Raw genomic sequence first — 1367 nt, forward strand, 5'->3', positions numbered from 1 at the left:
CCCGTGAAGCGGGTTGTTGATTACAACGTCAAGATACGCGTGAAGCCGGATGGGTCGGGCGTCGAGCTTGCGAACGTCAAGATGTCGATGAACCCGTTCGACGAGATTTCGGTTGAAGAAGCGCTGCGGCTGAAGGAAGCCGGCAAGGCCGAGGAAGTCGTGGTGGTGTCAATCGGCCCGGCCAAGGCGGAAGAGACGCTGCGCACCGCGCTCGCCATGGGCGCCGATCGGGCGATCCTGGTCGAGACCGACGATCAAGTCGAGCCGCTGGCCGTGGCGAAGATCCTGAAGGGTGTTGCGGATGCCGAACAGCCGGGCCTGATCATCGTCGGCAAGCAGGCAATCGACGACGATTCGAACCAGACCGGCCAGATGCTGGCCGCCCTGCTCGGCTTGGCTCAAGCCACCTTCGCCTCGAAGATCGAACTCGGTGAGAAAAGCGCGACCGTCACTCGCGAAGTCGATGGCGGCCTGCAGACGATCGAGGTCAAGCTTCCGGCCGTGGTTACCACCGACCTTCGCCTCAACGAGCCGCGTTATGCCTCGCTGCCGAACATCATGAAGGCGAAGAAGAAGCCGCTCGACAAGAAGAGCCCATCCGACTTCGGCGTTTCCACCACCCCGCGCCTGAAGGTGCTGAAGACGGAAGAGCCGTCCGGCCGCAAGGCCGGCGTCAAGGTCAAGTCGGTCGCCGAGCTGGTCGAGAAGCTGAAGACCGAAGCCGGCGTGCTGTAATCCAGTCCGAACGAGGAGTTAGACACCATGGCCATTCTTCTTCTGGCTGATCATGACAATCAAAGCCTTTCCGACCAGACCGCCAAGGCGCTGACGGCAGCAAACCAGATCGCCCAGAAAACGGGAAGCGACGTGCATGTTCTCGTCGCCGGCAAAGCCGCCAAGGCTGCTGCCGAACAAGCATCCAAGCTTGCCGGCGTCTCCAAGGTGCTGCTGGCCGAAAGCGACGAGCTTGCCAACAATCTCGCCGAGCCGCTCGCCGATCTCATCGTGTCGCTGGCGGCAAGCTATGACACCATCGTCACCGCCGCCACTTCGGTCGGCAAGAACGTCATGCCACGTGTGGCAGCGCTGCTCGATGTCGCCCAGGTCTCGGAAATCATCGAGGTCGTCTCATCCGACACCTTCAAGCGGCCGATCTATGCCGGCAATGCCATCCAGACGGTGCAGGCGACCGACGCCAAACGAGTCATCACCGTGCGCACCGCCTCCTTCGCCTCGGCAGCAGAGGGTGGTTCGGCCACCGTCGAGGCGATCCCTGCGGTCGCCAATCCCGGTCTGTCGACCTTCGTCAAGGACGCGCTATCGACCTCCGATCGTCCGGAACTGACATCTGCGAAGATCATCATCTC

The 1367-nt window shown here is 62.0% G+C and carries 2 protein-coding genes; both read left to right on the forward strand.

The annotated features are described in order from the left end of the window. The coding region (locus PY650_RS36415) for an electron transfer flavoprotein subunit beta/FixA family protein (RefSeq protein WP_285884940.1) at positions 1-735 on the forward strand (735 nt) is incomplete at its 5' end. Between the two features lie 27 nt (positions 736-762). Continuing rightward, positions 763-1367 (forward strand): electron transfer flavoprotein subunit alpha/FixB family protein (locus PY650_RS36420; RefSeq protein ID WP_285884941.1); only part of this gene is annotated, 605 nt, incomplete at its 3' end.

Source organism: Martinezella calliandrae, assembly GCF_030272695.1.
Classification (GTDB): domain Bacteria; phylum Pseudomonadota; class Alphaproteobacteria; order Rhizobiales; family Rhizobiaceae; genus Rhizobium; species Rhizobium calliandrae.